Origin of the sequence: Paenibacillus sp. GCM10027626 (assembly GCF_042676285.1) — a bacterium.
Lineage (GTDB): Bacteria > Bacillota > Bacilli > Paenibacillales > Paenibacillaceae > Paenibacillus_Z.
This window is the reverse complement of the sequence record NZ_JBHTHC010000006.1, coordinates 1-23,283: the sequence shown is the minus strand read 5'-3', so window position 1 is coordinate 23,283 and position 23,283 is coordinate 1. Positions and strand designations below refer to the sequence as shown.

Below are 23,283 nucleotides of genomic sequence, written 5' to 3'. Positions count from 1 at the left end.
AGGGCGCCTCTCCTAAGAAGCGCCCTTGCAAATATCACTAAGTATTACTTAGTATTATTAATATGCACCGCCGAACAACTCTTCAATTGAAATAGCATCTGACGGAATTTCGTTTTCGAACTTGACAGATTTGTTGATGTCATCATATGTCGTGGAGAAATGGAAGCCCAGCTTTACTTTCTCACTGTCTTCCGGAGTAAACTCCAGGTTAGCGCGCACGTCTTGATAAGTCAAATATCCGCCTTTAATCGCGCCAGTCATGCTCAACTCATGGACAACCAGATCTTTCTTCATTTCTTCCAGAGCTTTTGTAATCTCGGAATCATCTGTAGCTGTAACTTCTTTCTTGGCTTGTTCCAAGTCTTCTTTCTTTAAGTTCAGAGCAGTCATATACTCTTCTTTGCTTGCAACGGTGTCAATCAGTTTTGGTATAACAGTCGATACCAGAGTTTTCACTGTATCGTCAAAGTTATCAGGCGTGATGGCAAAACGTACAATTTGATCCGGCTTCATGCCTTCTGGCAAGCCTTGCACATCTTTCGCTTTCAACTCGCTGAAGTAAGTTTTCTCATCAAAGCCGTCAAGCAGTACCTTAAGAGCTTCCTGTCCTAGCTTCTGCATCAAGGCCGTATCCGGCATAGGCGTCTCTGCCTCTTCCATCAGCTTCTTCGTATCAATTTCGACAAACTTGCCGGAAATTTCCTCCGGAATAGGCAATCCAGGAATTGCAGGCACTTTTACCCACATTTTCTCTTTTGTCATAATCATCGGAATCGACAGATTAAAGCTGGAATCTGCACTGCCTAGCGTCAAATCAAGGGTAATGTCCGAACGCATCGGATCTGCTTGATAAGTACCCTTAACATCTACTTTTGCGCCTTTCAGCATGCTCACTACAGCTGCAGCGCCTGCAGCTTCAGCGGAATCAGCAAGATCCTGCGGAATTTCAACTTCATCAAAACCGAATGAACCTTTAAAAGTGTATGATTTCAATTCTGTCATTTTCGACAGTGCAGACACGGCCGCTTCCTTCGGCGGTTTGCCTGAGCTGCAGGCTGTGACAACCATTAGAATAGCCGCCAGCAAGACAACGAGACTAGTCTTCCATACTTTCATGTCGTAAACTCCCTCCATTATTTCATAAATCTTAGACTCTAAACATTGTATACGATAGAAACATGAAAATGAAGCTTAAATTTAGGTAAAGATTTATAATACGTTTTCATTAATAAACAAAAAAATGCTGCACGTCTCATATACGCACAGCAGTTGATCGCTATAATCTGGCGGAGAGGGTGGGACTCGAACCCACGTGGGCTTGCGCCCTAACGGTTTTCAAGACCGCCCCGTTATGACCGCTTCGGTACCTCTCCACATCATAATCACTGCTCTCTTAAGAACAATGCACTACTTATTGTACCACAGGCCAAAAAAGATAATCAACTCATTTTTGACCTGTGGATCAAATATTTTTTTGGCAAATTAGCGTAAAACTTCTAGGCCGCCCATATATGGCCGCAATGCTTCCGGTATAATGACTGAACCGTCTGCCTGCTGGTAATTTTCCAGAATGGCTGCGAATGTGCGGCCGATCGCCAGTCCTGAACCATTAAGCGTATGCACAAATTCAGGCTTGCTCTTCGCTTCGCGACGGAAACGGATCCCTGCACGGCGTGCCTGGAAATCTTCAAAGTTCGAGCACGACGAAATTTCGCGGTACGTGCCGCCGCTTGGCAGCCAAACTTCCAGATCGTAGGTCTTCGCCGACGTGAAGCCCATATCCCCGGTACAAAGCGTCATAACGCGGTATGGCAGCCCCAGCAGCTGCAGTACCTTCTCGGCATTCTCGGACAAAGTCTCCAGCTCGTTGTAAGAGTCCTCCGGCTTGCACAGCTTGACCAGCTCAACCTTGTTGAATTGGTGCTGCCTGATCAGTCCGCGAGTGTCCCGGCCGGCAGCTCCCGCCTCGGAACGGAAGCATGCGCTGTAAGCGACATAGTTCTTCGGCAAATCCTCGACGCTCAAAATTTCATCGCGGTGCACATTCGTTACCGGCACTTCAGCAGTCGGTATCAAATAATAATCGGTATCGGCGATTTTGAACAGGTCTTCCTCAAACTTAGGCAGCTGCCCAGTGCCGATCAGGCTATCCCGATTTACGATATATGGCGGCAGCATCTCGCTGTACCCATGCTTGTCGCTGTGCAAATCCATCATAAAGTTGATTAACGCACGCTCCAGCCGAGCGCCCAATCCCCGATAAATGACAAAGCGCGAACCTGTTACCTTACCCGCTGTTTCGAAGTCGAGCATACCCAAATTTTGAGCAATTTCCCAGTGTGCCTTCGGATCGAAATCAAAGCTTGGCACATCACCAATACGGCGGATTTCTACATTATCCTCTTCAGATGCGCCTACTGGCACAGTTTCATTCGGAATATTCGGAATCGCGAGCGTCAATTCTTCTATGGCCGCTTCAGCCTCACGCAGCTCTTCATCCAATTCTTTAATACGGTCGCTTACTTGGCGCATTTCAAGAATGAGCTCCTCTGCATCCCCGCCACTCTTCTTGAGCTTGGCTACTTCTTGAGATACAGTGTTACGGCGGTTTTTGAGCCGCTCGCCCTCTTGCAAAATTTCTAACCGCCTGGCGTCCTGCGCAGGAAAGCCTGCGATCAGATCAAGCGATTTCCCCCGATTTTGCAATGCTTGCTCTACCTTGGCAAAATCATTTCTTAACAATTTTACATCTAACACGAAACGTATACCCCTCTCTTTTAGGGCTAATAATTACTATTTTCCAGCCGCAGCGGCCGCCTCTTGCGCCATATTGAGAAAATAGGCGTGCAGTCGATAATCATCTGTCAGCTCTGGATGATAGGAACAGGCCAGCAAATGCCCTTGGCGCGCAGTGACAATTTCACCATTGTAAGTTGACAATACATCAACCCCTGGCGCAGCCTCCTTAATTAAGGGAGCGCGAATAAAAACGGCGCGAATCGGCTCGTCAATGCCTTTTACCGGCAAATCGGTTTCAAAGCTTTCACGCTGACGGCCAAATGCATTGCGGGCAACCGTTATATCCATTATGCCCAAATGCGTCTCTTCCTGACCCTCAATCTGCTTGGCCAGAACGATTAGACCGGCGCACGTTCCAAATAGCGGTTTGCCTTGTTTGGAAAATTGCTGAAGCGCCTCGATAAAACCGTACTTGCGCATCAGCTTGCCAATCGTCGTACTTTCTCCGCCAGGAATAATGATTCCGTCCAGATCTTCAAGCTGCTCCGTGAGCTTGACTGCGACTGCTTCGCCGCCAGCCGCCTCGATGCTTCGCATATGTTCCGTTACAGCGCCTTGAAGCGCCAATACGCCTATTTTCATCGTCTTCATCGGCCTTCTTTCTAATATGAAGCGACGGCTGCCGCCGTCGCTTATTAAACGATTATTACTAGCCGCTAATTCTGCTCTAACCATTGATTTTACAGTATTCGGCTGCAATCGACAACCACAGATTCCTTTTGCCGATGAGAAAAACTTCTTTCGAAGTCATTCGAGGATGAGTGACCTAAAGGTTTGCCTGGCAAACCCGCTTCGTAAGCATAAGGCAGTTTTTATCGCCAATAAGAATTTGTTTTTCCGCATAGCTTGGAATCTTACAAATTCTTATGTGGTTAGAACAAATCAACGATCCCTTTGAACAAACCGACAAAGAAATCTTTGATTGCCCGGAACATAAGACGCCACCAGCTGCCTTTTTCCACATCCTCGGAGGCAATCAAATCGACCGTTTTTTCAACTGTCTGGCCGGATGGATCCGTGTACTTGTAGGTTACTGTACCAAGCTTTTGCTCCTTGGAAATCGGAGCAATCAGTTGATCTTCCGGCAGCAGATCAAGACGCGTCTGCTCAATTTTTGGCTCGGAATTTTTCTTGACCAGGAAAGTAATATCCGACTTTGTAATCGCCGGCACCTCGGTCGATACGCCTTTCTTTATGTTAACCGTTGCGGCATTTTCTATTGCTGTTTTTGGAGCGACGACTGTTTTTCTTTCAAACTCGTTAAATCCATAGTCAAGCAGCTTGGCCGTTTCGCGGAACCGCGCTTCCTTCGACTTTGTATTCATCACAACCGTAATCAGGCGCGTATCTCCGCGCTGCGCCGTTCCCGCGAAGCAGTATCCCGCTTTGCTGATAAAGCCGGTTTTCAGACCGTCCACTCCATCATAAGCCAAATGCCTAACGCCCTTAGCATCAGGATTGTTCTTATGCGATTCGAGCATCCAGTTCCAGTTAAGCATTGGCTTCTTATCCCGCTCGCGGAATTTATAGGTAGAAATTTTGGAGTAGTCCAAAAACTCTTTATGATCTCTGAGCAATATTTGTGCCAGCTTAGAAAGATCGCGTGCGGAAATAATAGTAGTTTCCAGGAGTCCAGTCGCGCTTGTAAAATGAGCCGTTTTCAGTCCCAGCTTTTGCGCCGTTTCGTTCATTTTCTCTACAAATGCCTGCTCGGACCCGGCAATATGCCCTGCCAGCGCTACGGTCGCATCATTTGCGGAGCCAACCTCCATAGCGATGTATAGATCCTTTAGCGTATGCTTGTCGCCCTCAGCCAAATAAATTTGCGATCCGTCCGGCGGGGTCGAAGCCGCTTCTTTGGAAGTCGTTACAACTGTATCCCAGGATTGCCTTTTCGCTGAGATTTCTTCCAATATGATATATTCAGTCATCAGCTTGGTCATACTTGCTGGAGGAAGAGGTGTGTCTGCATTCATCCCATACAGTACTTGCCCTGTCACCGCATCAATCAAAATGGCCGCTCCCTGTACGTCGAGACCAAGCGGATTATTGTTTTGCGTTGGCGTTTGCGTCTTGTTGTCTTTCTTGTCCGGTGCCGCTTCTACTATCGCAGAACCCATCATTAATGTCAGCAACCACACGGCTAACAGACCGGCAATAAACGGCTTTAGTCGTGCTAGTGTTCGGTTCCGTTTCAACGTCTTCGCTCCTTTATCCATAATTAATAATCTATTTCCCATTGTATCACACCGCCGCCCATCAAAAAAAGGACAAGCAGGGAAAACGATACTAATCGCCCTTCCCAACCTGTCCTTGTGCTTATAGTCCCACCTTCTACAACGAGTAGTTGGGCGCTTCTTTCGTAATTTGTACATCATGCGGATGGCTTTCCCGCAATCCAGCATTTGTAATTCGAATAAACTGGGTGTCGTTTTTCAGCTCTTCGATCGTTTTCGCGCCGCAATAGCCCATGCCGGAACGCAGGCCGCCAATCAGTTGGTGCACAGTATCCGCGAGTGGCCCTTTGAACGGAACGCGCCCTTCGATCCCTTCCGGAACGAGCTTATTCTCATTCTCTTGGAAATAGCGGTCCTTGCTGCCTTCTTTCATCGCACCAATGGAGCCCATGCCGCGATAGACTTTGAAACGGCGCCCCTGGTAAATTTCTTGCTCGCCCGGGCTTTCCTCCGTGCCTGCAAACAGGCTGCCGATCATAATTGCGCTAGCGCCTGCAGCGATCGCTTTGGACACATCTCCGGAATATTTGATGCCGCCATCAGCGATAACAGGTATATTGTATTTGCGCGCCACATCCGCACAATCATAAATCGCTGTAATTTGCGGTACGCCGATACCGGCAATAACCCGCGTTGTACAAATCGAGCCTGGGCCCATACCGACTTTAATAACCGATGCGCCCGCTTCAATCAAGTCGCGGGTTCCGTCGCCAGTCGCCACGTTGCCGGCTACAATCGTCAATTCAGGATAGGCCGAGCGCAATTTCTTCACCATTTCAATTACATTGCGTTGATGACCGTGAGCTGTATCGATTACGACAACGTCCGCGCCGGCTTCAACAAGCGCCGCGGCACGCTCCGGCGTATCTTTGGCAATGCCTACAGCTGCGCCGCAGAGCAGCCGCCCTTGCGCGTCTTTGGCTGCATGAGGGAACTGAATCGCTTTTTCGATATCTTTTATCGTAATTAATCCTTTGAGCGTGTTCGTCTCATCCACTAGCGGCAGCTTTTCGATCTTGTGCTTTTGCAGCAGCACTTCCGCCTGCTCAAGCGTCGTTCCTACCGGTGCGGTGACAAGATTGTCGCGGGTCATAACTTCGCTGATTCTGATGGAATAATCATGCACGAAGCGCAAGTCGCGGTTTGTAATAATGCCGACAAGCTTCTTGTCTTCATCCACAATCGGCACCCCGGAAATCCGATATTTGCCCATCAGCTCTTCAGCATCATATACATGATGGTCCGGCGTCAGCGAAAATGGATTTGTAATAACGCCGCTCTCGGACCGTTTGACCCGGTCCACTTCTTCCGCTTGCTGTTGAATCGACATATTTTTATGGATAATTCCGATGCCGCCTTCACGAGCGATTGCAATCGCCAATGCCGCTTCCGTAACAGTATCCATCCCAGCGCTCATGAGCGGAATATTCAGCTTCACTTGCGGACTTAGCTGGACCGAAACGTCAACTTCCCTGGGCAGTACTTCCGATCGACGGGGAACGAGCAATACGTCATCGAATGTAAGTCCTTCTTTAGCAAATTTATTTTCCCACACAGCAGGTGCCTCCCTTGATTTCTCCGATATCTTCCTTAGCGCTCTATATTTTTGATAGTTTATCACAGTTAGCCGAAGCAAGTAAACATCGCTCTTGAAAATTTCACGCCCTTTGCAAAAGGGCGTGTACAGTCTGTTCACCGCAGGGAGCGTTCGGCTGGAACTCGCCTTCTCTTGTTCCATTTTTTGGCGGAATAGTGGCTATTGTGCTTTATACATATTGTTAGCCAATAAGAAGTAAAATATTTCAGAGCTGTAAATAGAGGTGCGGCGCTGTATATATTGAGATACAGATATATCAAGAAAGGCAGATGCTGAAGTGGATCGAGAGTCTATCAGTGGGATGTAACGCGGGTTGGAGATTGGGTGGTGCGGCGACGGCGGCTGGCGATAGCGTGGGCTCGGGCGCATACGCGCGCTTGCTCGCTCGTTCACTGTCGTTCGCGGACATTAGATCCGTTATTTTGGCGAAAACAGGCTTAGTGTGGGCTTTCGCGGACACACGATCCGTTATTTGCGGATTTTGCTTGTTTTTGGTGGCGAGTGGGGGCCGATAGCGGAACTATGGTCCGCGAAGCGGCGGTTTGGGCTGGTTTGTTCACAGATAAGGGATCTACGGTCCGTCAAGTGTTGAAACAGCCTTAGCGACTCTCCCTTGCCACCTCCGTCGAAGGGAAAATGCGTTGAAATGTTGCAGTTTATGCAATAGCTTCATGATGGGAAGCAGGCATAGCGGCTAGTTGTTGTACAGAGTGCAACAATCTGCTCCTTTAAGGGGGAGGAGTGGCGTTGATTATTGCAAAACGTACAATATTTTCGGCAAATATGGCTGAATGCTGCTTGAAATGTTGTGTTTTGTGCAACAAATTCGCCAGGCATGCGTGGGAATCTACCGAACTCATCGGCAATGGATTATTTGGTCACTTTAGCAGTTTTCGTACTGCTGTCATATTTCACTTGGGCTCCCAAAGCCTCCGCAACAGCTCGCAGCGGAACGTATGTAATGCCATTTTTGCTGTCCAGCCAGCTATCCCGTATCAAAACACCATTAACCTCTACGCTTATTTTATCCGGTGCCAACACTATCTTCTCTGTTGGCTGTGTGGCTGGTGCCGCTGGCTTCAGTTTAACTTGAACCAAATCAATAAAAGATTGCCAACCTGTCCAGCGGCCTCCATCATACATCAGGTGCGGACATATTTTTCCTGACCAGTCATAATGCCGCCGCAGCCGTTCTGTACCCCAACCTCGTTCCCGCAGCATGTCGGCAACCAATTGCGCGGCATTGTCCAGCGTCTTGGCATAATCGCCGCTCTCGCAAATTTCGATACCGATCGATGTCATGTTTCCATTTGCAGAACCTGCATGCAGCGCCTTTTCATTGGTTGGAATGCATTCAATTGCCTCCAGTTGGTCAATAACAATGTGAAAGGATGCCTCCCGTTCATTGCTTGGGTTCGTTAACCAACCGCGTTCATTGCGGGCTGTGCTGGATGGGTTGCCGGTGTTATGTATGGTGATTGTCGTCGGAATAATCTTGGTGCCTTGGCGGCGTCTATGGGGTGTGGAAAGCGGGATATGGTCTTTTATGTAATTCATCGCTGTCTGCTCCCTTCATGGGCTTGCTTGGCAAGCTGATGGCCGTAGACCGCTACCGCTGCGCATAGAATGCCTTGCAATACAGCTTGGACAGATAGACCTGTCAGACCGATTACTGTAGCAATTGCAAACACAGTCAATATGAATACGATGCTCCAATCGGGAACTCGCGGCACTTGCTTGATGGATAGGCCGAGTACCCAGCACACAGCAACTACGATTAGTAATTGTGGATCGATTAGTTCAAAAATAGCGTTCCATTCCATTATAATCATCTCCTTGTAATTCATTGGTTTCCGCCATCCAGCCGGTTAATCCGGTGATGGGCTTGTTTAATGGACTCCTCAGCCCTCGTGACCCGTTCTGCCAGCGCGTCAAACCTCTGACCCTGTACGCGCTGCTCAATCCGTATATCTTCTATACCGTGCTTAATATAGTCCATGTCTGCCTGCAGCTTCGCATCTCTTCCGGCATCCTGCGCCGTGTCTTGTCTCACTGTCCGCGACCTCCCCAGCCATCCGAGCACAATGCCGGAGATCGCGGCAATGACCGATATAATTGCAGCTGTATCCATAGTTCACCCCCAAATATTAAAGGCTCCGCGCTATGCGAAGCCCTATATAAAAATGTTAATTTGTCATCGAAATCGGAATATCTTGGCGCTTTGCAATGATTTGCACAAGTATAAGCTCAGAATCAGAAGCAGACTGATTATATGACTGTACAATCGGTTCCATGTCCCGTTCGCCAGCATCCCAACGAGTAATGGAAGCATTTGCAAACAAGCGGGTTTTAGCTTGTTTCAATGCATTCGACATGGCTATTCACCTCTCCCAATTAGTAAGTCAGCCATAATCAATTCAACATCGCCCAAACGGGATTTAAGATCGGCGTTTTCGGCTTCCAGGGCTTCGATTTGCTGCTGTTCTGGCGTTTTGGGTGCTGGCTGGCGCGCTGCTGCTTCATCATCAAGCTCTTTACGTGTCTTTAGGCGAATAGACTTACCATCCTCGTCCAGCCGATACAAATGCGCGGCAGCTACATACTCTTGCCATTGCTCATCCGTTATTGGTATTGCAGATTCTGGTATGTTTTCACCATTAAACTCATTTGAGTAAAAAATAGGTATCGGCAGATTAGCCGGGAAATCAACATAATATTGCAACTTTCTTTGTTCTTCTTCCAAATTCCACACCCTCCCTTAATAACCTACAGCAATCCATGTCACTAGACGTGTAGCGTTGGACGAATGCACAACGTTAAAATAGCTTTTGGTTAAACCTGATGTCCCTACAGGGAATGCAGCAGGGGTGTCAATTGTTGGCGCTACGACCGCACACTCAGTTGGAAAAGTGGCTGGAAAAGGTACCGAAGTGATGACACCTGAAGGAATATCTGCTCTCCCCCACTGAATAATCAATCCACTCGCTAGTTTTTGATATCCGATAGTCGAAATGCTGGCATGGCAATTTCCCCCATGCCAGAAATCATGTTGTTTTCCTCCGCTATCACGGAAGATAGGCACCCCATCAGCACGAACTTGAATAAAGGTTGTTTTTAGCTGTCCTGATGCCTCGCGATATTGGAAATATACAACGTTTGATCGGTTATTTGCCGAACCGTTTTCCGGTGCCATCGAAAGACTGCCTGTCATTGTGCCACCACTACTGTTTATTAATTCAACCCAATCATTCCACCCAGTCGCCGTGTAGCCTCGATGATATACTTTACGACTAACATAATCCATGTAAAGCTGTGAAGGTCTAGAATCTCGTGCGATGTGTATTACTGATCCGTTTCCACCACTCCCAGGTGGTATATTCAGGGCTCCTTCACCACCCGTCGCATAAAATCCAGTTCCGCCGCTTGTCGGCAGATCGTTCAGATCTGACACAAACGACCTTAAACCAGCTCCCAGACCGAAGCTTTTCGCAAAATCAATTGCATCATTTAGTGCTGCGTCAATCTCTGCTTTACGCGCTATATCATCCGATGCAACTGGAGTGGCTACCTTCGCACGCCCCGATGCGTCGCGTTTAATCATAGTGTTGGGCGTCGCTGCTGCTGTCGCTGCATCCAACATCGCCTTTATCCCCTTAATCGTCATACCCGGCAATGTCCGCCATGACGCCTCCCCAGTGATCGCCTTTATCATATGGCCAAGCCAGCCAAGCAGCCCGGTCAGCTTGCTAGTATTTGCCGTTGGCGCCGCTGAATCGTTTATCGTCCGGGTGCCGATTTTATCGTCGGTTGCAGAATTATCTGCATTCGCATCCAGAACCCCCTGCTCAATCCGGTTCATATCTTTTTCCGTCACGGTGTCGTTATGCTTCCAGTCCGTTTTCCCTTGATAACTCATGCCTGCGCCTCCCTTACCTGAATTTTCTGCGTAATGATCGTATCGCTCGTAATTGGCACAGATACGACATTGGAGCTGATGACGTCATTACCAGCGCTCCTCAGCTCAACCAAAGTCGCCTCGGGGACGGCCCCGTTCGGGATCATGTACTTCATTTCAATGACACCGCCCGTTGCCTGCTTGACTGAAAATGAAGTGATCTCAAAAGTTCCATTGATGACCACTTTGGCGATTTTGTTGTTCGTGTAACTGGCGAGCTCGCCCAAATAAGCTGTTGCGATCATTTGATTTGCACCTCCTGCCCTTCCATTGCAAAAGGAGTCGTTCCAAGCTGCCACGACCCTAGCTTTGTTTTTCGTATTAGAGGCATGGCCCAGATATGCTCCTCCAGCACGATGCCGTCCATGATTGCAGTTTGCTGCTTATATTCCAGGTTGGCCGGCTTGACGATATCAATCGTTCGTATAATTTCCTTGAAATAGGCCGCATCCGGAATGCCGATCGTCACGGTGAGCACAAAGTTTTGTGCATCAACAGATACTTCAGCCATGCCGGGCCCAAGCAAAGCATCCAGCCGCTGCTGCAAGTAACGAACGGTAAACGGCGGGCGGGTGGAGTAGCGGTTAATTAGCCGTTTGCGCCGAAACTCCAGCGTCTCCAGAGTAGGGTCGGCTTGGATCCCCAGCGGCTTTTCCCGCCTTTTGACGGCCCGCTCAGTAGAAGTGGTAATAAATTGGTCGTCAAGCACACGCTGGATCGCGAGCGACAATGACGCCAGCTCTGCATCCTCCGTCTGCGTCAGCTCGACAAACTCCTTAATATCCCGGTACAGCTCCGGCAAAAAAACCATTAGATCAGTCATGTAAAATCACCGTCCCCGGCAGCGGGATCTCCTCTGCCTGCAGCGTCACATTCCCGGTGCTGCCGTTCAATTTCGTGCCTGTTACATCCGCAATCCCCGGGACAGTCAGTATCCTCGCTTCAATTTGGCTTATGCGGGCGACAAGCTCTGTTTCTGCGGCCCAGCTCCGCCGTAGCATCAGCATATACTCGCCTATAGCGGCTTCGACATCACTTTGCACTTGACCGATCGTCATGCCGGCCGCCAAAGTAAGCGTCGTTTCCACATTGATCGTCACAGCGGCAACGCCTGAAATTGTCACCGTATGGCCAATCGGAGCCTGACCAAGCCCCTTGCCCTGCGGCGCCGGATCGATCGCCTCCTGTACATTCTCAATGAGCGTTGCCGAAGGTACATTAAAATCATTGGCGATCAATATACATCTGACCGTGCCGCCGCCTTGCCATGCCGGGGCAACCTTCACGCCGCCGACGCCGGCTATACTGCCGATTTTGGTTCTGTAGTCTGCAATATTGCCGCCGAAAGGCTGCTCGTTAAGCGCCGTAAAATACCGCTGGCGCAGTGCCTCATCCGTCTCCTCATCGGCGCCGGGTACGAGAACATCCGCCAATTCAGCCCGCGCCAGCCCTGTCACATAATCTACAGGAAGCAGGTCGCCTGATTTTTGGTTGCCGATCTCGCCAGGCGCTTCGCACTCCAGTACATAATTGCCGGCCGATTGCTTGGCAAGGGCAGTATAGACGACCCCTTCAATGCCAAACCGGCTCCCGGTCGGAATGGCAACAAACTCGCCGCCGCTATTGTAAAATCGCCCCAAGCGCCGGGCCTTCGTCGCAGAGTGGCGGTTAATGCCGAACTCGGCTGTGCGTCGGCTTAAATACTCACCTGTCGCCGTGTCTGCAAAAGAGAGCGACAAATCCGTATCCAGCGCAGCATACATAATCGCCATTTCCATCGCTGCCGGGGCCAGGGCATCGTAAATAATGGCGCCCTCGCGCTTGTCCACATTATCCGGCACCCGATTCAGCATACGCTGCAAAATGGTTTCATACGTTTGATGTTCATACATCCGCAGTATCCCTCCTCTCCGAGATATTAAATCTGCCGTAAGCGGAGACGACGGTAAATTGGATCAATGCCTGATCGCCGGATATGTCCAGCTTGAAATCGGTAATGTCGTCGATCCGGTCGTCCTGTGTCAAAGCATCGTGAATCCAACCCTCCAACTGATAGGAAAAATCTCCAGATTGTCTGATGTCATGGCCAAAATCGCCGCTGTAAATTACATGAGCAAACCGCTCGGTGCGCAAAATTTTGAATACCGCTTGCCTGACGGCTTCTATGCCGTCGATATGGCCGCTAATCCGCCCGGAAGCCGGATCCAGACGATAGGTTCGGCTAGGCTCCGCAGTAATCTCCTGATTGTGGTCAGCGATGCTGCCTATCGGTATCGTCATTACTCCACCACCCGGTCCAACAAGATATACTGCTGTCCGCCGGGGGCTCGCAGCATCACCACATGGTCTCCCGTCTCCAGCCCACGCCGGATGACAACCTCCTGGCCGCCGATCACAGCCTTATACTCCATAAGCGTCTCCGGCACAACTAAAAAATCCTTTGGAAGGTTAAACCGCTGGTCAACGTTTACCTTCAAAGGATCGGTGCTAATAATTGTTCCATAATAAATTGCCGCCGGGCTGGACGCTTCCACAGCGCCGACGCTAATTTTTTTCATCACATCAACTAGACTCATTCTCTCACCACCACTTCCAGTGACATCGTATGCTCGTTTCCCTCAAACTTATGTGTGCATTCCGTTACGACCGCATCGCTATCCACACCTATTGCGCTCAATTGCAGCCGGAATGAAGAACCGGCACGAATCCGCGCATCCCCCAAAGCGGTAATGCTCAATTTGCGGGTAGGACGGTTGCTGAGCTTGATCCTTGCATCCAAAAGCTGCTTAATTTGCTCCACATTGTACTTTTCATCTACCGTATCATAAACTTGCAACCGTCCCCATTTGGCGATGGTTGAACTATCCTGGGCCTTATACAAATTGCGGATTCCCGCTTTTTTGTCGTCCTGGGCTAAAATGATATAGTTATACGTATCGTTATCTATCGAGACCGACTTGGAGTAATCACTGACCTGCGCGTTGTCGCCAAGCACGAGCCGGTCCACTTTCATATCTTGCAGCGACTTGAGCACAAGCTCGCCGAAATCGTCATAGAAAACAAACGTTTCCAGCGTAGCGGTCATCGTTTCGGTCAGCGCTTTGCAAATAATGTCCATCATCTTCTGGGCATCTTCTGAAATTTTGGGGATGATGTACTTCGTATCCGCCAGATCGCCAACCTTCAACTCCAGGCGTCCGGCTAATGTTTTAATGACCTCCGTAGCCGTCACATTGACTTCCACGTAGTGATCGCTGGCCATTAAATAGCGCGTCTGATCGTAGCATTTTAGCGTAACCTTGCGGTCCAATCCTTCCGAGACTTCAAAAATATAGGCCAGAATGAGCGGGGTTTCCCCTTTTTTTACCCGGACGATATTGCCAACTTCAAAACGGAACGACTCGTTGCGCCAATAGGGATCATCGACAAATGTAATGTCCACACTTCCCGCTTTGCCGATGCGGCTGGTCTTCCAAGTTATAGAGGTGATTAGCTCTGATATGTTCCACATCGTCCCGTCGCGGTTATCTAGAATCACTTCAAACATGTCCGGCTCCTCCTTACCTTAGCGGTTTGCGATCTTTATTTCCGTTCCGGCAATTTGATGACCTTGCCGACCGGCAAATTTTTGAGCTGAGCGTCAGGGATGTTGTTGAGCTTTTGTATTTCTTTCGCGACCGAAGAATCGCTATACCAGAGCCTGGCTACTTTAACCAGATCGTCTCCTGGCTTAAGCGTATACGTTTTGGGGCGCACTCGCTCATCCAGCCTTGGCTTGGGAGCCTGCTTGACCTTTTGCTTGCCGGTAACCGGGTTTTTCTCGATAATGATTTTGCGCGCCGTATGGAAGGCGTACTCCTTTAACGTCAACTTGAAGCTGACATCACCTTCTGCGCCCGCCTCCTCCCAACGGTCAAACTGTTCAATGCTGACCGCCAGGCTGATGTTGAGCACAGGACTTTTATATACAAATCTGACAGGCCGGCGTGAATCCTGCCATCGATTCAAATGGTTCACATAGTGCGTCGGGGGTTGAATGAGCGCTGCCGGGTTCTTTTTCACCTCTGACGAAAGAAAGGGGACATAGCTGCCCGCCGACATATTGTCCGGAAATCTCTCGCGTCCAGGAAAAAAGCTTTCAAAGCTGATTTCCGCCAAATCCCGGGCTTGAATGGTGTTAATTTGGCCAAGCCCTACAATTTCATAAGTATTGCCGTTGCCTTTCCGTTTGAGTTCTATCCTTTCAGGCATAACGGGCAAGTAGATCGCTTCCTGATAGTTATTCCACGACATGTAAATGTTGTAATCGCGTTCTAATTTCGGCATTGCCATTATGCATACACCCCTTTGGCGGCTTCGGAAATTTCTCTTTCCGCCGCGGCAACAATTTTATTGATCATCTCATCTTCATCGATCGTCTTCATGATCGGCCCGGTCGTTACATTGACTTGGGGAGTGAGAGAAACAAAGTTCTGGATCGACTGAACCTCGGCAAGATCACGCATAATTTTCAAGTCCTCGCTTGAGATGTCTACCGTATCATCGATGCCGCCCACGCTGTTCACTTTGTCGACATTGCCGATATTACCGACGCTGCCAATGTTGCTTGCTGCCGCATTAGATGCCGGATTAGCAAGCTTACTTGCATTGCTTAGACCAGGGCTGCCGGGCGGTTTGTTGTTCGGATCTTGTTTAGGCAGGCTTTTATTCCAGTCATTCATTATGTCCTTCTGCTGCTTAGTGGGGTCAGCATTCTTTCTATCACGTTCCTGTTGCCGCTCTTTAATGAATCGATCTAGATCCGCATCACGTTCCGCTGCTTTTTGTGCAGCTTCATCCTGTGCATTTTTTAGCTTTTGTTCGTTAGCCTGGCGAATGGCCTCGGCATCGACAGCCGCCTCAGCTGCCCAGCTTACATTTTCAATAGCTTGGATCTCAATAAACGGTAGTGAATTTAACTTTTCTATAATCCAGTTAATCGCATCTATTACACCATTGGCCAAGCCTTCCATCAATTTAAGCGCCTCTACTTTGGCCCACAGAAAAGCACTAACAATACCATTGCCAACCCACATAAAGAAGATCGGGATTTGATCAAAGAAACCTAAAATGCTATTCCATACTGTTATCAACGCAGCGGCGAATGCATCATTATTTTGCCATAACGCAACCAGAGCCGTGATAACACCGATGATAAGCAAAGCAATTAAAACAAAGGGATTTGCGTCCATAACGGCATTAAATATAGCCTGAGCAATCGAAGCAACCTGTATAGCGAACGCCAATACACCAACAGCAATAGCTACCGCTTCTACAACAGGCCCAATAATCGACCAATTTTCCATGAAAAATGCAAAAACTTGCATTGCAGCATTATAGATACCTAGTGCTGCTTGCGCTACCCAGTTTAAACCGTCGCTCAAACTTTGGATAAAAGGATCGAACTTGCCTTCCTGAAACGCTTCATTCAGCATTGTAATTATTGGCAACAAGCTCTCAGCTGCCGCCATGCCAATATCGGCCATAGCCTGATTGAAATTGGTTTGCAGCGTCTCCACCTGCTTGGCAGGGGTAGCCATCATCGTTTCAAAAGCTTCCTTGCCCATCTGCTGCTTCTCCAGCAATTGGTCAAAGGCCTGAATAAAGCCGTCAAGATCCCCCGCATTGGCGAACTGTCCTAAATTAGCTGCTTCAACATCCGCTTTGGACATATTAAAGCTGCTTGCAAGTGAACCGACGTCACCCGACATTGCAGCTTGCAAAGCATTTGCTGCTTTCTCCAGCCCGTTGCCGCTTGTATCAAATACCGCCATCTGCTGGGCAAGCCGATTCAGCTCGCCAAGCTGGTTCGTATTTTTCGTCATTGGCATAAAGGATAACGTATTTTTCAGCGTTTGATTGACATCTTGCCCTGCCGCCAAAGCGTCCTGCTTGAACTTAGCGAACATTGCACTGCCAACTTTCGAGTCGCCAGTGCGAGCCTTGAACGTATCTTCCAACTGCATCTGATCCATGGCAGGAGCAACTGTAGCATTCATGAGCTTTTTTGCACTGCCTACTGTAACATGCTTGGCGGCAAAATCTTTTATCTTTCCGAAAAAAGGGGCTTTGGCTTTTTCGGCAGCCTCTTCTGTCTTACTGGCTGCCTTGCTGGCCCCACTGATTTTTTCACCTTTCCGTTTCTCTCTAAAGCTGCGATATTTCGACATAAGTGTATTCCATTTATTACTCACCGGTTCAAATGCTTTTGCCAGAGAGGCGCGGAACCCTCCTTCAGGCATCATCAACCTGGCGCTTATTGTCGCTACAATAAGCTGTTTTTGAATTTGCTTGCGTATAGCTTCTGCTTTCTTTGCCAGAGAGGCGCGGATCCCTTCTTCAGGCATCATTAGCCTGGTGCTTATTGTCGCTACAATAAGCTGTTTTTGAATTTGCTTGCGTATAGCTTCTGCTTTCTGTATGACACCCTCTTTAGCAATATCTATGAGAGGTTTGATTTTAATAGATCTGGCTTTACTATTTAAAGCATCGACTTGTTTGGCTAATGAGGAAATGTGAAGCTGCACTTTGTCTATGGCACTCTGGGCATCTATCACCAATTTCATACGAGCAGGGGCGCGAATCATATCTTTCAGCTTCTTGATTTGCTGCTCTCCCTCACTGGCATTTTGGTTCATTCGAGTTGCCATATCACGAAGCGAGTTTTCATAGTCGCTGCTCATCCCAGAAAACATCGTCTTGAACATGTTCAAAGTATCTTCAAACGATGGCATCCTGTCTCACTCCCTTCTATCGCTTATTTGCCTTTCCGTTTTCGCATCGCTTGCTTTTCAGCTTCGACGCGTATATCGATCATGGCGAAGATGGCCGCTTTTTCATAGCGGCTCATCTTGACCAGATCATGGGGGAGGATACCGAGCTCGTGGAGGGCGTAGTAAGCGTAATTCGCCTCGCTATCGCCCTCCTTGATCAGTTTTTTACCTCGTCAACAAGCTCGTTCATTTCGCGGTCGTAGCCGTTAATGTCCTGCACCTTTTGCACGAGCGCGGCGTATTCGCCGGGCAGCAGCATCTTTTTCAACAGCTCGTCTGCCCCGACAACGCCATAGGACTTCTGCAGCTCCGCGTCCTTCAAATTTGGAAAAACGACGCTTGTCACAACCGTGTTGACAACAACCTGGTTGTAGTCCGTCTCCGGCACATACTGGCCGTTCTTCGTTTTAACCTTCTTCGTTGCCGCTTTGCGGCATTGTTCATTCTCATCCTCTGTCATGCTGCGGATTTTCCATGGCACGGCATTGCCTTTTTTATCTTTAAAGCGTGGCGAAATGACTACATCCTCTGTCACCTCAACGGCCGCATTACCTGCAAAAAATACGCTTAAATCGCTCATTTATGTACCCTCCCGTATAAAATTAGCCCAATGTGGGCAGTTTAAACTTGCCGTTGGCCGCGATTTCGACCCCTTCAAAAGTGAAGGCAACCTCTTCTTCCATCGCTTCGCTTTCCGTGTCCAGGGAAGCCATAATGACGCTATCGAGGTTAACGCCTGTCAGCTTCACCGTCTGGCTGCCGACACTTGATGACGGATCTTCATTCACGACTGTCACATCGAAATACATATCTACGCCTTTGTTGATATAGTCCAGCATCATCTGCCGGTAAATGGAGGTGACATAGTAAATCGTCATCGTTCCGGTGCCGTTCCAGCCTGTCGCTTTATGCTGGGTGCCGCGGCGGCCAAGCGTTTTCACCTCGGCCTTGGTTTTCTCTACCTTTGCCTCCAGTTTTTTGACATAAAACATTTCTTCCACTTGGCCATTAATGGTTGCATATGCCCGGCCCTCTTGACCGCTGATCGTATCTTTCGCTTTTAAGAATGGCATTAGCGAACCCTCACTTTCATGTAGATTTTTTCAATTGCGTCGACCGGCTGCAGCAGCACTTCAATCATGACGCTGTCGGACTGTTCGCCCTCCAGTACGCGGACGTCGGATTGCGGGTCGAAATTTTGAATCGCTGCAATCTCTTGCAAATTGCGCATGTAGGAGACAATCTCGCCCTGCAACAATGCCCGGCCGTCCTGGTTGTTATCCACTTTGCCGACATAGAACTGCTCGAAAATCCGGCGTACATCGTTCGCAAAACCGTCCAGCACGCGCACGACGCGGTTTTTGCTGAACATGCGGCCTTTCTCCACCGTGTAACTGACCAGGGTATTAATGTCCTGCTCAATATACGCCCGGCCGTTAGAAGCCGTAATAACAAGCTCGCCATTCAACAGCGCCTGCTCCGTCTGCGAGTTCGTCAATCGCGGGTAAGCATCGACAGCGTCCTGAATAGACTGGTAAGTCAAGGATTGATTCATGTTCGCCGCCGCTTCCATAGCTGCGATTTCCCATAATAAATATACGGGCTCCACTTGCAAGCCATCGGCGGTAACGATGCCGTTCTTCAGGCTGATGACCCCTTCATGGTCTGCAGCGGGATAGTTTACGACGACCGCAACGATCTTCTTGCCTTCCGCCCGCAGACGCTTCGTGAAGGCCACAGCAAGCTTCTTGGTCGGTACATCGTCAACAGGAACGCCCAGCACATTGAAATCCTCGGACTCAAATGCGGCAAAAGCATCTGCATATTCATCGCCTGTCGCCGTACCTTCCGTGCCGCCCGCTAGCGCGGCTCCCGCTGTCGCCGCCAGCGGTCCGGAGCCTGTCCAGTCAATAAAATCGTTGGCCGCCAGCTCCTCGACGGTTTCCGCGATTTGCTTGTCTACCTCTTGACCTTCAAGGGCAGTAACGACTTCGAAGGCATCTGCCTGATCCAGGCTTTGACGCACAATAACGGAAAGATCATTGCCCCGCAGTCCGCCCCATTTGGCAGTTGCCTTCAAGGCTCCAACTGTGGCTGACGCTTTTTCTGCTCCTTGGGCGCCCAGACGGTAGATCAGCACCCGGCTGGCATGAGCAAGCGCCGCTGTAATATGCCGAATTCGCGCATCTCCAGCGCGGTAACCAATTAGTGAGAGCGATTTATCCAGAAATGAAGCTGCATCCAAAACAATCAGCCCCGGCTTCCCCCATGGAAGCGGCGCCGGAAAGGCGGCAATGCCTCGTTCCCCAAGCGAACCGAGTGAACTTTTCTCCGATAAAAAATTAATATAAACGCCTGGACGTACTTTATTTTGTGTGCTCCATACTCCACCCGCCATATTACTTCACCTTCCTTTTCATATATCCATCGATAATTTGTAAAGCCTGCTGCTCTGAGTAGAGCTTGTCTTCTTCCAGCAGCGCAGCCAGAAGATCCCGCCATTCGGCATACCGCGCAGATGACGTCAGCTGTGCCTTCGTGTAGCCTGCAGCGCTGGCCGCAGTCTCCATCTCTTGTTGGCTCATTTGAGACGCGCCTCCTCATTCATCGTTTCCATAACTGGATACTGCGATTGTCCCAAGATGAGATGTACGCTGAAACCGGCAGAGAAATGAAGGATGCCTTCTTTAATTTCCGCGCTCATATCGAGGGTGCGGAATTGCACTCCCTCCTGCCCGACGAACAATAAATGTTCATACAGCCATTCGGCCATCGATCTGCATTCTTGTTTGCTTGCCGGACTAGCCGGAAAATATTGAATGTCATACAGCACCGTGCGGATATACCGGCGATCCACACCGCGCGTTTGTTTGGAATGGAGTTCCGTCACAACAAAGCACGGCCTTTCCATCTCTGCCGGCACATGATCATCATCGTACACCTGATAGTCCGGATATGCTTGCGTCAGCCTGCCGATGATTGCGTTCTGTAAATCCTCCACCGCTTCACCTCACATCTTGTTCCAATTATATGCAGCGGCCTCATTCCAGAGGGGCTTGCCCTTCACGCAGTTCGTATACCATGGTTAGCAGCAGGCTGCCCTCCATGTTCGGCCGCTTCGGAGAGAAAAAGGGAACAAATGTTCCCTTACACTTATTGGTGGCATTTGCCCCACAAGGAATCCATAATCAGGATTTTTGTTGTTTCTATTCTGCGATCTTCTTGGCCAGCTTTTTGCGCGCCCTCTGCAGGAGAGTGGAAACATTCCCGCGCGACAACCCAAGGTACCGTGCAATTTCAGTGTGGGGCATACACTCACCATAGGCCATTTCAAAGCATTCTCTCTCCTGATTGGACAAGACGTCCATGATTTCTTGAAGCTGCAGCATCCCGGTATTGGAATCCATCATCGATCGGTCAGTCTGGCGCGTAACCATATACATTTGCAGCCGAAAGGGGTCCATAATTTCCTCGCGCTGATAGCGGGCTCTCCGTTCAATGCCCCGCCGGTTTCCCGGCCTCCGGCCAGTCCGCAGCCACTCCAGTGCGAACTCGCAGTCGGAAATCATCCCGCCGATAATGCCACGCTCCCATTCGTCCGTATTTAATGTGCGAAGCGCCCGCAAAGTTCGCTGCGTCTCGATATATCGCTGGATTAATTCGTCCATCTCATTATTCCTCCTTATTGCTCGGCTGCGCTGAATTCGCCTGCCTTAATTTCCTTTTTCAAATTTTTTAACACTTCCGCTACCTTGGTTTCTTGCTTCCTCTCTGCCAAATCAATGCAGGCATCGATATGGTCGATCAATTTTTTGCGATCCAACGTTTTCATACCAACCCTCTCCTTAAGCATTATTTATGTGGTCATCCGTCATTTACTATGACTTGTACAAGAAAGTACTCAATTGCGTATTATAAATCCATAATATGTTCAATTGCGTATATTGTCAAATGAAAATAGCGCGTAAAATACGAAATTGAATATTTACATTTATACGTTACAGCATTATACTGGTGCTAGAAGTGTGGGATTCCATGCTTTTCGAGGGAGGATTAACTGTGAAGAGGGCTGAAGTATTGAAAGGTTTGATTGATAAAGCCGGATTAAACACGAAAGCTTTCGCTGAAAAGGCTGGTATTCCATACACAACACTTCGCTCTATGCTGATGAGAGGCGTAGGAGGCGCATCCGTTGTCAATGTCATGAAAGTTTGCAAGGCTTTGGGTATCACTGTGGAACAATTAGAGGAGATGGCATCGACGGGCAACTATGACATTCAGACAATTGCCGCTCATCATGATGGGGAGGATTGGACAGAGGAAGAACTGGCATCCATCGAAAAATTCAAGGAGTTTGTTCGTTCACAACGCAACAGCAATAAGGGGTGAGCCGATGTATGAGCAGCTGTTAACGCTCGCCGAAGAGAGCGGCTTGAACGTCTATGAAAAAGAACTGCCTTCTGGTCTGAAGGGCTTGTACGCAGACGGAATCATTTGGATTAACAAAGCCCAATCATATATTGCCAAGGGCTGCATTCTGGCAGAGGAGATCGGCCACTACCGCACCAGTTCCGGAGACATCCTAGACCAGACAAGCCTGACTGCCCGAAAACAAGAACTGCGTGCCCGGAGATGCGGCCATACGATTCTTATCCCCCTAGCCAGAATTGTCCAAGCAGGGAAAGCCGGCGTTGAAGGCCGCCACAGTATCGCTGAGTGGCTTGAAGTTACAGAGGAATTTCTGCAGGAATCGATTGATTTTTACAAACAGAAATATGGAATCTACGCAACATCAGGCGAATATGCAGTTCATTTTGACCCACTGTATGTATCGATGGTGAATAATTGGACGGACATCCGCCCAATGCGATATTAAACACACAATTTTACGGACCGCCAGGAGCCGATTTTTTTACACCTCGAAACAGAACGTATGTTCTCGAAACGACGCCGCGAAGTTCCACTGTTCAACCTATTCGAAATTTGCCATTCTTCGTCTAATCGAAGAACGTAACCGTTGTTGTACATCCCGGTGATCCGTCTCCGGCGGTCCACGGGCCGCGGTCCGCGGGCCGCTGGGTGCGGTGGACCTACAATCCGCTATTTGACGAAAAGCAGCCAGATTTGCAGTTTCGTGGACACACGATCCCTTATTCGTAGATTTTGCTGGGTTTTCGCGGCGATTGGAGGGGATTAGCGGAACCACGGTCCGCGAAGCAGCCGTTCGGGCTGTTTTGTTCACAAATAGCGGATCTACGGTCCGGCAAATGGGAGAACTCGCTCAAATGTTGCAGGTTATGCAATAAATCCGCGGTATGAGGGCAAGCATGCCCCGAATTGTTGTACGAAATGCAACAATCTGCTCCTTGATGGGGCCGAAATGGTGGAGATTGTTGCAAAACGTACAACATTTCGTACAATTCGGCCCCATCCACCTGCAAATGTTGCATGTTGTGCAACAATCGGCTACCCTCCCCAGCCATAACACAGAAAAACAGAAGAACAACAAAAAACCAGCTGCAACACTGCAGCCGGTTCTCCGTGCTTGGCGACGTCCTACTCTCCCAGAACCCTGCGGTTCAAGTACCATCGGCGCTGAAGGGCTTAACGGTCGTGTTCGGGATGGGTACGCGTGGTTCCCCTTCGCCATCGACACCAAACGTTCAGGTGTTACACCCTGAAAACTGGATACGAACTGGAATGAAAATCTTTAGCTGTGTTTATGCTTCCGAAGCAAGTGTTCACTTCGTGAAACCTTTTAGGATAAGCCCTCGACCGATTAGTATTCGTCAGCTCCACACATTGCTGCGCTTCCACCTCGAACCTATCAACCTGGTCGTCTTCCAGGGGTCTTACTAATTGGGAAATCTCATCTTGAGGGGG

Annotated in this window: 28 protein-coding genes, 1 tRNA gene and 2 rRNA genes; 2 read left to right on the top strand and 29 right to left on the bottom strand. The window is 49.2% G+C overall.

Translation table 11 applies throughout. The annotated features are described in order from the left end of the window. Positions 1-57: 57 nt before the first annotated feature. The 27 genes from ACFQ0N_RS13255 to ACFQ0N_RS13125 all read right to left on the bottom strand — a co-directional run bounded on the left by ACFQ0N_RS13255 (position 58) and on the right by ACFQ0N_RS13125 (position 21,232). Entirely contained in the window at positions 58-1,116 is a 1,059-nt protein-coding gene (locus ACFQ0N_RS13255; RefSeq protein ID WP_379326737.1) for a hypothetical protein, read from the bottom strand. 168 nt (positions 1,117-1,284) lie between these two features. Then, positions 1,285-1,373: transfer RNA gene (locus tag ACFQ0N_RS13250), tRNA-Ser, on the bottom strand. A 109-nt stretch (positions 1,374-1,482) separates the two neighbouring features. After that, complete coding sequence (serS, locus tag ACFQ0N_RS13245) at positions 1,483-2,757, bottom strand: serine--tRNA ligase (protein WP_379326735.1); 1,275 nt, start codon at positions 2,755-2,757, stop codon at positions 1,483-1,485. A 36-nt stretch (positions 2,758-2,793) separates the two neighbouring features. Beyond that, positions 2,794-3,381: a pyridoxal 5'-phosphate synthase glutaminase subunit PdxT gene (pdxT, locus tag ACFQ0N_RS13240; RefSeq protein WP_379327307.1), complete on the bottom strand. Its 588-nt coding sequence runs from the start codon at positions 3,379-3,381 to the stop codon at positions 2,794-2,796. A 290-nt stretch (positions 3,382-3,671) separates the two neighbouring features. Further along, positions 3,672-4,997: a D-alanyl-D-alanine carboxypeptidase family protein gene (locus tag ACFQ0N_RS13235; protein ID WP_379326733.1), complete on the bottom strand. Its 1,326-nt coding sequence runs from the start codon at positions 4,995-4,997 to the stop codon at positions 3,672-3,674. A gap of 136 nt (positions 4,998-5,133) precedes the next feature. Continuing rightward, the gene (guaB, locus tag ACFQ0N_RS13230) at positions 5,134-6,591 is read right to left on the bottom strand and encodes an IMP dehydrogenase (protein ID WP_379326731.1); all 1,458 of its coding nucleotides are present in this window, start codon (positions 6,589-6,591) and stop codon (positions 5,134-5,136) included. A 912-nt stretch (positions 6,592-7,503) separates the two neighbouring features. Next, positions 7,504-8,190, bottom strand: a complete 687-nt coding sequence (locus tag ACFQ0N_RS13225) for an N-acetylmuramoyl-L-alanine amidase (RefSeq protein ID WP_379326729.1) — start codon at positions 8,188-8,190, stop codon at positions 7,504-7,506. Beyond that, positions 8,187-8,456, bottom strand: coding sequence for a phage holin family protein (locus ACFQ0N_RS13220; protein WP_379326727.1), 270 nt, complete (start codon positions 8,454-8,456; stop codon positions 8,187-8,189). Before ACFQ0N_RS13220 ends, ACFQ0N_RS13225 begins: the two co-directional genes overlap by 4 nt. 20 nt (positions 8,457-8,476) lie before the next feature. Further along, the gene (locus ACFQ0N_RS13215; RefSeq protein WP_379326725.1) at positions 8,477-8,764 is read right to left on the bottom strand and encodes a hypothetical protein; all 288 of its coding nucleotides are present in this window, start codon (positions 8,762-8,764) and stop codon (positions 8,477-8,479) included. 55 nt (positions 8,765-8,819) lie between these two features. Next, positions 8,820-9,008, bottom strand: a complete 189-nt coding sequence (locus ACFQ0N_RS13210; protein ID WP_379326723.1) for a hypothetical protein — start codon at positions 9,006-9,008, stop codon at positions 8,820-8,822. Positions 9,009-9,010: 2 nt separating this feature from the next. Further along, positions 9,011-9,376, bottom strand: a complete 366-nt coding sequence (locus ACFQ0N_RS13205) for a hypothetical protein (RefSeq protein WP_379326721.1) — start codon at positions 9,374-9,376, stop codon at positions 9,011-9,013. Positions 9,377-9,391: 15 nt separating this feature from the next. Further along, on the bottom strand, positions 9,392-10,549 hold the full coding sequence (locus tag ACFQ0N_RS13200; RefSeq protein ID WP_379326719.1) for a pyocin knob domain-containing protein: 1,158 nt from the start codon (positions 10,547-10,549) through the stop codon (positions 9,392-9,394). Then, complete coding sequence (locus tag ACFQ0N_RS13195; RefSeq protein ID WP_379326717.1) at positions 10,546-10,833, bottom strand: ketopantoate hydroxymethyltransferase; 288 nt, start codon at positions 10,831-10,833, stop codon at positions 10,546-10,548. The genes ACFQ0N_RS13200 and ACFQ0N_RS13195 overlap by 4 nt, the downstream gene beginning before the upstream one ends. Next, complete coding sequence (locus ACFQ0N_RS13190) at positions 10,830-11,411, bottom strand: putative phage tail protein (protein ID WP_379326715.1); 582 nt, start codon at positions 11,409-11,411, stop codon at positions 10,830-10,832. The genes ACFQ0N_RS13195 and ACFQ0N_RS13190 overlap by 4 nt, the downstream gene beginning before the upstream one ends. Then, complete coding sequence (locus tag ACFQ0N_RS13185) at positions 11,404-12,480, bottom strand: baseplate J/gp47 family protein (protein WP_379326713.1); 1,077 nt, start codon at positions 12,478-12,480, stop codon at positions 11,404-11,406. The genes ACFQ0N_RS13190 and ACFQ0N_RS13185 overlap by 8 nt, the downstream gene beginning before the upstream one ends. Continuing rightward, positions 12,473-12,868 (bottom strand): DUF2634 domain-containing protein, encoded by a 396-nt coding sequence (locus ACFQ0N_RS13180; RefSeq protein ID WP_379326711.1) that lies wholly within the window; start codon positions 12,866-12,868, stop codon positions 12,473-12,475. The genes ACFQ0N_RS13185 and ACFQ0N_RS13180 overlap by 8 nt, the downstream gene beginning before the upstream one ends. Further along, entirely contained in the window at positions 12,868-13,164 is a 297-nt protein-coding gene (locus tag ACFQ0N_RS13175) for a DUF2577 domain-containing protein (protein WP_379326709.1), read from the bottom strand. Before ACFQ0N_RS13175 ends, ACFQ0N_RS13180 begins: the two co-directional genes overlap by 1 nt. After that, positions 13,161-14,135, bottom strand: a complete 975-nt coding sequence (locus ACFQ0N_RS13170) for an XkdQ/YqbQ family protein (RefSeq protein ID WP_379326707.1) — start codon at positions 14,133-14,135, stop codon at positions 13,161-13,163. Before ACFQ0N_RS13170 ends, ACFQ0N_RS13175 begins: the two co-directional genes overlap by 4 nt. 35 nt (positions 14,136-14,170) lie before the next feature. Beyond that, positions 14,171-14,920, bottom strand: a complete 750-nt coding sequence (locus tag ACFQ0N_RS13165) for a peptidoglycan-binding LysM (protein ID WP_379326705.1) — start codon at positions 14,918-14,920, stop codon at positions 14,171-14,173. Next, positions 14,920-17,361, bottom strand: coding sequence for a phage tail tape measure protein (locus ACFQ0N_RS13160; protein ID WP_379326703.1), 2,442 nt, complete (start codon positions 17,359-17,361; stop codon positions 14,920-14,922). The genes ACFQ0N_RS13165 and ACFQ0N_RS13160 overlap by 1 nt, the downstream gene beginning before the upstream one ends. Before the next feature lie 196 nt (positions 17,362-17,557). Next, a complete protein-coding gene (locus ACFQ0N_RS13155; protein WP_379326701.1) occupies positions 17,558-17,980 on the bottom strand; it encodes a phage tail assembly chaperone in 423 nt (140 codons plus the stop codon). Positions 17,981-18,002: 22 nt separating this feature from the next. Further along, positions 18,003-18,473, bottom strand: a complete 471-nt coding sequence (locus ACFQ0N_RS13150) for a phage tail tube protein (protein WP_379326699.1) — start codon at positions 18,471-18,473, stop codon at positions 18,003-18,005. Continuing rightward, the gene (locus tag ACFQ0N_RS13145; protein ID WP_379326697.1) at positions 18,473-19,798 is read right to left on the bottom strand and encodes a phage tail sheath family protein; all 1,326 of its coding nucleotides are present in this window, start codon (positions 19,796-19,798) and stop codon (positions 18,473-18,475) included. Before ACFQ0N_RS13145 ends, ACFQ0N_RS13150 begins: the two co-directional genes overlap by 1 nt. Before the next feature lies 1 nt (position 19,799). Further along, positions 19,800-19,985: a hypothetical protein gene (locus tag ACFQ0N_RS13140; protein ID WP_379326695.1), complete on the bottom strand. Its 186-nt coding sequence runs from the start codon at positions 19,983-19,985 to the stop codon at positions 19,800-19,802. Then, positions 19,982-20,401 carry a phage tail terminator family protein gene (locus tag ACFQ0N_RS13135; RefSeq protein ID WP_379326693.1) on the bottom strand — a complete coding sequence of 140 codons (420 nt, stop codon included), beginning with the start codon at positions 20,399-20,401 and terminating at the stop codon, positions 19,982-19,984. The genes ACFQ0N_RS13140 and ACFQ0N_RS13135 overlap by 4 nt, the downstream gene beginning before the upstream one ends. 205 nt (positions 20,402-20,606) lie before the next feature. Next, positions 20,607-21,068: a sigma-70 family RNA polymerase sigma factor gene (locus ACFQ0N_RS13130; protein ID WP_379326691.1), complete on the bottom strand. Its 462-nt coding sequence runs from the start codon at positions 21,066-21,068 to the stop codon at positions 20,607-20,609. Between the two features lie 14 nt (positions 21,069-21,082). Then, positions 21,083-21,232 carry a hypothetical protein gene (locus ACFQ0N_RS13125; protein WP_379326689.1) on the bottom strand — a complete coding sequence of 50 codons (150 nt, stop codon included), beginning with the start codon at positions 21,230-21,232 and terminating at the stop codon, positions 21,083-21,085. Positions 21,233-21,477: 245 nt separating this feature from the next. Between ACFQ0N_RS13125 and ACFQ0N_RS13120 the strand changes: the two genes are divergently transcribed. After that, positions 21,478-21,789: a helix-turn-helix domain-containing protein gene (locus ACFQ0N_RS13120; RefSeq protein ID WP_379326687.1), complete on the top strand. Its 312-nt coding sequence runs from the start codon at positions 21,478-21,480 to the stop codon at positions 21,787-21,789. Between the two features lie 4 nt (positions 21,790-21,793). Then, positions 21,794-22,276, top strand: a complete 483-nt coding sequence (locus tag ACFQ0N_RS13115; RefSeq protein ID WP_379326685.1) for an ImmA/IrrE family metallo-endopeptidase — start codon at positions 21,794-21,796, stop codon at positions 22,274-22,276. 667 nt (positions 22,277-22,943) lie between these two features. Here ACFQ0N_RS13115 and rrf read toward each other — a convergent pair. Both rrf and ACFQ0N_RS13105 read right to left on the bottom strand, forming a co-directional pair. Beyond that, positions 22,944-23,060: ribosomal RNA gene (rrf, locus tag ACFQ0N_RS13110) — 5S ribosomal RNA — on the bottom strand. A 99-nt stretch (positions 23,061-23,159) separates the two neighbouring features. Continuing rightward, positions 23,160-23,283, bottom strand: a 23S ribosomal RNA gene (locus tag ACFQ0N_RS13105); the annotation flags it as partial.

Coding starts and splice junctions, on each gene's coding strand:
- ACFQ0N_RS13255 (WP_379326737.1), bottom strand. CDS start 1,116: ATGAAAGTATGGAAGACTAGTCTCGTTGTCTTGCTGGCGGCTATTCTA.
- pdxT (WP_379327307.1), bottom strand. CDS start 3,381: ATGAAAATAGGCGTATTGGCGCTTCAAGGCGCTGTAACGGAACATATG.
- ACFQ0N_RS13225 (WP_379326729.1), bottom strand. CDS start 8,190: ATGAATTACATAAAAGACCATATCCCGCTTTCCACACCCCATAGACGC.
- ACFQ0N_RS13220 (WP_379326727.1), bottom strand. CDS start 8,456: ATGGAATGGAACGCTATTTTTGAACTAATCGATCCACAATTACTAATC.
- ACFQ0N_RS13215 (WP_379326725.1), bottom strand. CDS start 8,764: ATGGATACAGCTGCAATTATATCGGTCATTGCCGCGATCTCCGGCATT.
- ACFQ0N_RS13210 (WP_379326723.1), bottom strand. CDS start 9,008: ATGTCGAATGCATTGAAACAAGCTAAAACCCGCTTGTTTGCAAATGCT.
- ACFQ0N_RS13200 (WP_379326719.1), bottom strand. CDS start 10,549: ATGAGTTATCAAGGGAAAACGGACTGGAAGCATAACGACACCGTGACG.
- ACFQ0N_RS13195 (WP_379326717.1), bottom strand. CDS start 10,833: ATGATCGCAACAGCTTATTTGGGCGAGCTCGCCAGTTACACGAACAAC.
- ACFQ0N_RS13190 (WP_379326715.1), bottom strand. CDS start 11,411: ATGACTGATCTAATGGTTTTTTTGCCGGAGCTGTACCGGGATATTAAG.
- ACFQ0N_RS13185 (WP_379326713.1), bottom strand. CDS start 12,480: ATGTATGAACATCAAACGTATGAAACCATTTTGCAGCGTATGCTGAAT.
- ACFQ0N_RS13180 (WP_379326711.1), bottom strand. CDS start 12,868: ATGACGATACCGATAGGCAGCATCGCTGACCACAATCAGGAGATTACT.
- ACFQ0N_RS13175 (WP_379326709.1), bottom strand. CDS start 13,164: ATGAGTCTAGTTGATGTGATGAAAAAAATTAGCGTCGGCGCTGTGGAA.
- ACFQ0N_RS13170 (WP_379326707.1), bottom strand. CDS start 14,135: ATGTTTGAAGTGATTCTAGATAACCGCGACGGGACGATGTGGAACATA.
- ACFQ0N_RS13165 (WP_379326705.1), bottom strand. CDS start 14,920: ATGGCAATGCCGAAATTAGAACGCGATTACAACATTTACATGTCGTGG.
- ACFQ0N_RS13160 (WP_379326703.1), bottom strand. CDS start 17,361: ATGCCATCGTTTGAAGATACTTTGAACATGTTCAAGACGATGTTTTCT.
- ACFQ0N_RS13155 (WP_379326701.1), bottom strand. CDS start 17,980: ATGAGCGATTTAAGCGTATTTTTTGCAGGTAATGCGGCCGTTGAGGTG.
- ACFQ0N_RS13150 (WP_379326699.1), bottom strand. CDS start 18,473: ATGCCATTCTTAAAAGCGAAAGATACGATCAGCGGTCAAGAGGGCCGG.
- ACFQ0N_RS13145 (WP_379326697.1), bottom strand. CDS start 19,798: ATGGCGGGTGGAGTATGGAGCACACAAAATAAAGTACGTCCAGGCGTT.
- ACFQ0N_RS13140 (WP_379326695.1), bottom strand. CDS start 19,985: ATGAGCCAACAAGAGATGGAGACTGCGGCCAGCGCTGCAGGCTACACG.
- ACFQ0N_RS13130 (WP_379326691.1), bottom strand. CDS start 21,068: ATGGACGAATTAATCCAGCGATATATCGAGACGCAGCGAACTTTGCGG.
- ACFQ0N_RS13125 (WP_379326689.1), bottom strand. CDS start 21,232: ATGAAAACGTTGGATCGCAAAAAATTGATCGACCATATCGATGCCTGC.
- ACFQ0N_RS13115 (WP_379326685.1), top strand. CDS start 21,794: ATGTATGAGCAGCTGTTAACGCTCGCCGAAGAGAGCGGCTTGAACGTC.